This is a genomic window from Pseudomonas sp. SDO55104_S430 (assembly GCF_054070595.1).
The window spans coordinates 1-4,765 of the sequence record NZ_JBSVXG010000329.1; the positions used below are offsets into that span (position 1 = coordinate 1).

Annotated in this window: 6 protein-coding genes; 2 read left to right on the forward strand and 4 right to left on the reverse strand. The window is 62.3% G+C overall.

Annotated features, from left to right (window positions below; translation table 11 throughout):
* Positions 1–221 precede the first annotated feature (221 nt).
* Positions 222–626 carry an antitoxin Xre-like helix-turn-helix domain-containing protein gene (locus ACW9JE_RS28705; RefSeq protein ID WP_224533259.1) on the forward strand — a complete coding sequence of 135 codons (405 nt, stop codon included), beginning with the start codon at positions 222–224 and terminating at the stop codon, positions 624–626.
* Positions 620–1,312 (forward strand): RES family NAD+ phosphorylase, encoded by a 693-nt coding sequence (locus ACW9JE_RS28710; protein ID WP_457434674.1) that lies wholly within the window; start codon positions 620–622, stop codon positions 1,310–1,312. Before ACW9JE_RS28705 ends, ACW9JE_RS28710 begins: the two co-directional genes overlap by 7 nt.
* Before the next feature lie 2 nt (positions 1,313–1,314).
* On the opposite strand, the gene phnE is transcribed toward ACW9JE_RS28710, so the two are convergent.
* The 4 genes from phnE to ACW9JE_RS28730 are packed head-to-tail and all read right to left on the reverse strand — an operon-like array spanning position 1,315 to position 4,545.
* Positions 1,315–2,082 (reverse strand): phosphonate ABC transporter, permease protein PhnE, encoded by a 768-nt coding sequence (gene phnE / locus ACW9JE_RS28715; RefSeq protein ID WP_457434675.1) that lies wholly within the window; start codon positions 2,080–2,082, stop codon positions 1,315–1,317.
* Positions 2,079–2,906 (reverse strand): PhnE/PtxC family ABC transporter permease, encoded by an 828-nt coding sequence (locus ACW9JE_RS28720; protein ID WP_457434676.1) that lies wholly within the window; start codon positions 2,904–2,906, stop codon positions 2,079–2,081. Before ACW9JE_RS28720 ends, phnE begins: the two co-directional genes overlap by 4 nt.
* Entirely contained in the window at positions 2,900–3,697 is a 798-nt protein-coding gene (locus ACW9JE_RS28725) for a phosphonate ABC transporter ATP-binding protein (protein WP_457434677.1), read from the reverse strand. Before ACW9JE_RS28725 ends, ACW9JE_RS28720 begins: the two co-directional genes overlap by 7 nt.
* Positions 3,694–4,545: a putative selenate ABC transporter substrate-binding protein gene (locus ACW9JE_RS28730; RefSeq protein WP_457434678.1), complete on the reverse strand. Its 852-nt coding sequence runs from the start codon at positions 4,543–4,545 to the stop codon at positions 3,694–3,696. Before ACW9JE_RS28730 ends, ACW9JE_RS28725 begins: the two co-directional genes overlap by 4 nt.
* Between the last annotated feature and the right edge of the window lie 220 nt (positions 4,546–4,765).

Here is a 4,765-nt window from a genome sequence, read left to right on the forward strand (position 1 = left end):
GAATATCAGCCAAAAGCCGGTTGAGAGCTTCCCCTCAACCATAGAATCTCCCACAGTTTTGATCTCCAGTGGCCACAAAATCTGCGGCCATCCAAGGGCCTCCCTGTGGGAGCGAGCCCGCTCGCGATAAAAATGCCCAGACGCCACCGATCCAAATGATTTGCTCTATGGATTCAATAAGCATATTTTTGAATCTATAGATGCAGATTAAGGCTCCGACCATGTCACTCGCCCTCCAAACTCAGGGCTTCAGCAAAAACCAATGCGTAACCGGCCTGCGCGCCGCCGTCGGAATCCTGGAAAAATGGCAGGCCAGCAGCGATCAGGTCTGCCGCCTGCTGCGCATTTCCCGCAGCACCTACACCCGCGCCCGTCAACGTGACCCGGCCTGGGCCGTGGCGCTGGATGCGGACCAGATGCAGCGCATCAGCTTCGTTCTGAACATCCACGCCACCCTGCGGCTGATCTTCGACAACCCGCAAAACGTCTACGGCTTCGTCTCGATGGCCAACGACAACGAATTCTTCAACGGTCGCAGCCCGCTGGAGATCATGGCCCAAGGCGACATGATCTCGCTGTACGAAACCTTTCGCCGGATCGACGCACTGCGAGGCGGGCAATGGTGAAGCCGACGGGTTTGCCCGTATCGGCCGGCGTAACCCTGCAGGCCTATCGACTGGTCAATTCGAAGTTTCCGCCGATCGCGATGTTCGACGACGTGGCCGATGCCGACGAGTTCGAGACGCTCTACGAGATCCAGGCGCTGACCAATCCACGGCTGAAGAACGAAGTGGGGCAGCTGGAGTTGATCCCCCGCAGCGAGATTCCCTTCGGGATCACCGGCTGTTCATATGCGACGGCACCTTTTACCCACGTCAACCCGTCGGGCTCGCGCTTCAGCGATGGCAGTTTTGGGGTGCTGTATCTGGCCGACACCATGGAGACGGCCTTGGCCGAGGTGCAGCATCATCAGGCGCTATATTGGTCCGGGGTGCGGGATCTGCATTACGAGCGCTTTGTGTTTCGCGGGCTGTCCTGTTCGTTCGTGGACAAGGGGATGCAGGATGCGACGGGTATTGCGTTGACCGATCCGATCTACGCGCCTGACGACTACACCGATTCCCATCGTTTTGGCCGCAGTATTAAGCAGGCGGGAAGCCCGGGGTTGCGTTACCACTCCGTGCGCCGGCAGGGCAGCCATTGCTGGGCACTGATGACGCCGAGGCCGGTGCTGTCGATCATCCAGACGGCGCATTACGAGATGGTCTGGAACAAGCAGATCACCAGCGTCAGCCAAATAACCGAGGCCTGACCTCAGGCTTTAACCCACCGCTGCCGACTCCACGCACTCAATGAATCCACCCCCAACACCAGCAGCAACATCGCCAGAATTACCGTACTGGCCTGCGCCTCCTGAAACAGGCTCAGGCTTACATACAACATCTGCCCCAAACCTCCGGCGCCAACAAACCCCAGCACGCTGGCCATCCGAATGTTGTTCTCCCAGCGATACAGCACATACGCCAGCAACTGCGGCAACAGGTTAGGCAGGGTGCCGTAGCAGAAGGCCCACAGCGCATTACCCCCTTGCAGGCGAATGGCTTCAGCGGGTTGCGGCGGGGTGTTTTCCAGGGCTTCGGCGAACAGCCGTCCCAGTACGCCGGTGGTGTGCAATGCCAGCGCCAGAGTGCCGGCGTTCGGGCCGAGGCCTGCAGCCAGCACCATCAGCGCCGCCCACACCAATTCGGGAATCGCCCGCAAGGCATTGAGCAACAAACGCGAGGCGCTCTTGAACGGCCAGCCAAATCGTCCGGCCGCCGGCAACGCCAACACCAGGCCGAACACCGCCGCCAGCAACGTGCCTAAGGCAGACATGGCAATGGTTTCCACCGCACCATGAGCAATGGCCTGCAAGTGACCGGCGCTCAAATCCGGGCTGAGAAAGCGCTGCGCATAAGCGCCCATTTGCTTGAGGTTGCCGCTGTCGCCCAGCGCCCCGAGGTCGATGCCCAGATAGCCGAACGAGGCGATCACCGCGACGCCGATGCCCAGCAGCAGGACGAGATTGATCAGGCGATTCATCCCAGCTTCCAGCGCAACAAACGGCTGAGTTGATCGGCCAGCAGCACCAGCACCAGGAAGGTCAGCAACAGGCTGGCCACTTCACCGCCGGCGAACATGCGCAGCGACAGGTCCATCTGCTGGCCCAGGCCGCCGGCGCCGACAAAACCCATCACCACCGACGCGCGGATCGCGCATTCCCAGCGATACACCGTGTACGACAGCAATTCGGCCGCGACATTGGGCAGCACGCCATAGAAGAACGCCGCCAGCCGACCGCTGCCGGCTTGCAGCAGGGCGTGGGCAGGGCGCTGGTCCACCGATTCGAAAATCTCCGCGTAGACCTTGCCGAGCATGCCGCTGTAAGTGATGGCGATGGCCAGCACCCCGGCGGTGGGCCCCAGGCCCACGGCGCGCACGAACAGCAGCGCCCAGACGATCTCAGGCACGCTGCGCAGAAAGATCAGCAAACCGCGCACCGGCCAGCGCAGCAACCGGCCCAAAAAGCTTGGGCGACCAGCGCGGGAGGCTGCCGACAAAGACAGCGCACGGCTGGCCAACAGACTGGCGGGCACTGCCAGCAACAACGCCAGGGTCATACCGGCAGTGGCGATAGCCAGGGTTTGCAGGGTGGCTTGCCACAGCAGCTCAAGGAATTCTTCGCCATAGGCCGGCGGCCAGAAGGTCGCCACGAAGCGGCCCATTTCGCTCTGGCTGCCGCTGGCCACCAGAACGCCCAGATCCAATTCACTGAAACGGATGCCGGGCCACAGCAAGGCAATCGCCAACAGACAGAGCAGCAGGCGGGGAAGGGTGGCCGGGTCTCGGGAATCGCGGGTCAGCATCGCGGAATCTGCAGGCTCAAGGGCGCCACGGGTGCGGGAGGGGATTGCAGTTGCTCGTTGGCGTAGAGGCGGTCGACCAGTTCGCGGTCGACTTCATTGGGCGGCAGATCGAAGAGAATCTGCCCGTCACGCAAGCCGATGATCCGCGAAAAATGCCCCAGGGCCAGTTCCACCGCATGCAGGCTGGCGACCAGGGTGACCTTGTGTTCACGGGCATGGCGGCACAGCACCGTCAGCGTGTGCCCGGCAAGCACCGGGTCCATCGCCGACACAGGCTCATCGGCCAGTAGCACTTCGGGCGCCTGATACAGCACCCGCGCCACACCGACCCGCTGCAACTGCCCACCGGACAATTGCTGGCATTGGGCGAACAGCTTGTCGCCCAAATCGAGCCGGGCCAAGGCAGCGCGAGCACCCGGAATGTCCACTGGATGCAACAGGTTCAGCAGGCTCTTGCCCAGGCTCCATTGCCCCAATTTGCCCGCCAGCACTGCGGTGATTACCCGCTGACGCGGCGGCAACGGCGGCGCCTGATGCACCAGGCCGATCCGCGCACGCAGGCGCTGACGCTGACGGGCTGAGAGTTGCCACGCGTGCTCGCCCAGCAACTGCACTTCACCGCTGCCGGGACGCAGGGCGGTGGCCAGAAGATTGAGCAGACTCGACTTGCCCGCGCCGGACGGGCCGATGATCGCGACCTGTTCGCCGGCCGCGATCTGCAGGTTGATGTCACGCAAAGCCTGAACCCCGTTGCCGTGGGTCAGGCTGATGTTGGTCAACTTCAAGGTCATTTGAGCAGGTCGGCAGCGCGGGCGGCTTCCTCGATGCCCTTGTAGTTGTCGGGGCTGGTTTCGATGAAGCGGCTGGCGGCTTGCAGATCGAGGATCTCCTTGTCCGCCGGTTTCGCCGGATCAAGGGCCAGGAACGCCGCCTTGATCTTGTTCGCCAGCGCCGGGTCGAGGTTGCCGCGCACGGTCCAGTTGTAATCGAAATAGGCCGGGGTGGTGGCAAACACCTTGACCTTGTCGGTGTCGACCTTGCCGGCGGCCACCAGTTTTTCCCAGACGCTGGCGTTCAGCACCCCGGCGTCGACCTTGCCGGCCTGGACCCAGGCGACCGTGGCGTCGTGGGCGCCGCTGTAGCCGACGCGACTGAAGTAGGTTTCCGGCTTGATGCCGTCCTTGAGCATGAAATAGCGCGGCATCAGGCTGCCCGAGGTGGAGGACACCGAGCCGAAGGCGAAGGACTTGCCCTTCAGGTCCGCGAGGGATTTGACGTTCGGGTCGGCGGTGATGAATTTGCTGGTGAACTTCGCGTCCTGTTCACGTTGCACCAGGGGGATCGCATTACCGGTCTTCAAGCGTGCCTGGACAAAGGTGAAACCGCCGAGCCAGGCCATGTCGATGCGGTCGGTGGCCAGCGCCTCGACCACCGCCGGGTAATCGCTCACCGGCACAAACTCGACCTTCATGCCCAACTGCTGCTCCAGATAAGCGCCCAACGGCTTGAATTTGCGCAGCAGTTCAGTGGGGGCCTCATCGGGAATCGCACTGACCTTCAACGTCTCCGCCGCCTGGGCGAGCAGGGTAGAGACAGACAGAGTCAGGCCGACGGCCAGTGCCAGGGTACGCTTGAGCATGGAAGTTCTCCTTTTCGATTGCGGGGGGCGCTTTGAGAGGGTAGCCGAAATGGGGTCGTGGGCGCTGCCTGAACGTGTATTTCCGAACAGCTCGAAACCTGTAGGAGCGAAGCTTGCTCGCGAAAGCGGTGTGTCAGTCTCCATCGATATCGGCTGATTCACCGCCATCGCGGGCAAGCCCGCTCCCACAGTTTTTTGAGTTGATTGCAGTGTCTGTGAA

Bases quoted from the DNA above. Each gene is read 5' to 3' on its own strand.
- ACW9JE_RS28720 (WP_457434676.1), bottom strand. From the start codon at position 2,906: ATGCTGACCCGCGATTCCCGAGACCCGGCCACCCTTCCCCGCCTGCTG.
- ACW9JE_RS28725 (WP_457434677.1), bottom strand. From the start codon at position 3,697: ATGACCTTGAAGTTGACCAACATCAGCCTGACCCACGGCAACGGGGTT.
- ACW9JE_RS28730 (WP_457434678.1), bottom strand. From the start codon at position 4,545: ATGCTCAAGCGTACCCTGGCACTGGCCGTCGGCCTGACTCTGTCTGTC.
- ACW9JE_RS28705 (WP_224533259.1), top strand. From the start codon at position 222: ATGTCACTCGCCCTCCAAACTCAGGGCTTCAGCAAAAACCAATGCGTA.
- ACW9JE_RS28710 (WP_457434674.1), top strand. From the start codon at position 620: ATGGTGAAGCCGACGGGTTTGCCCGTATCGGCCGGCGTAACCCTGCAG.
- phnE (WP_457434675.1), bottom strand. From the start codon at position 2,082: ATGAATCGCCTGATCAATCTCGTCCTGCTGCTGGGCATCGGCGTCGCG.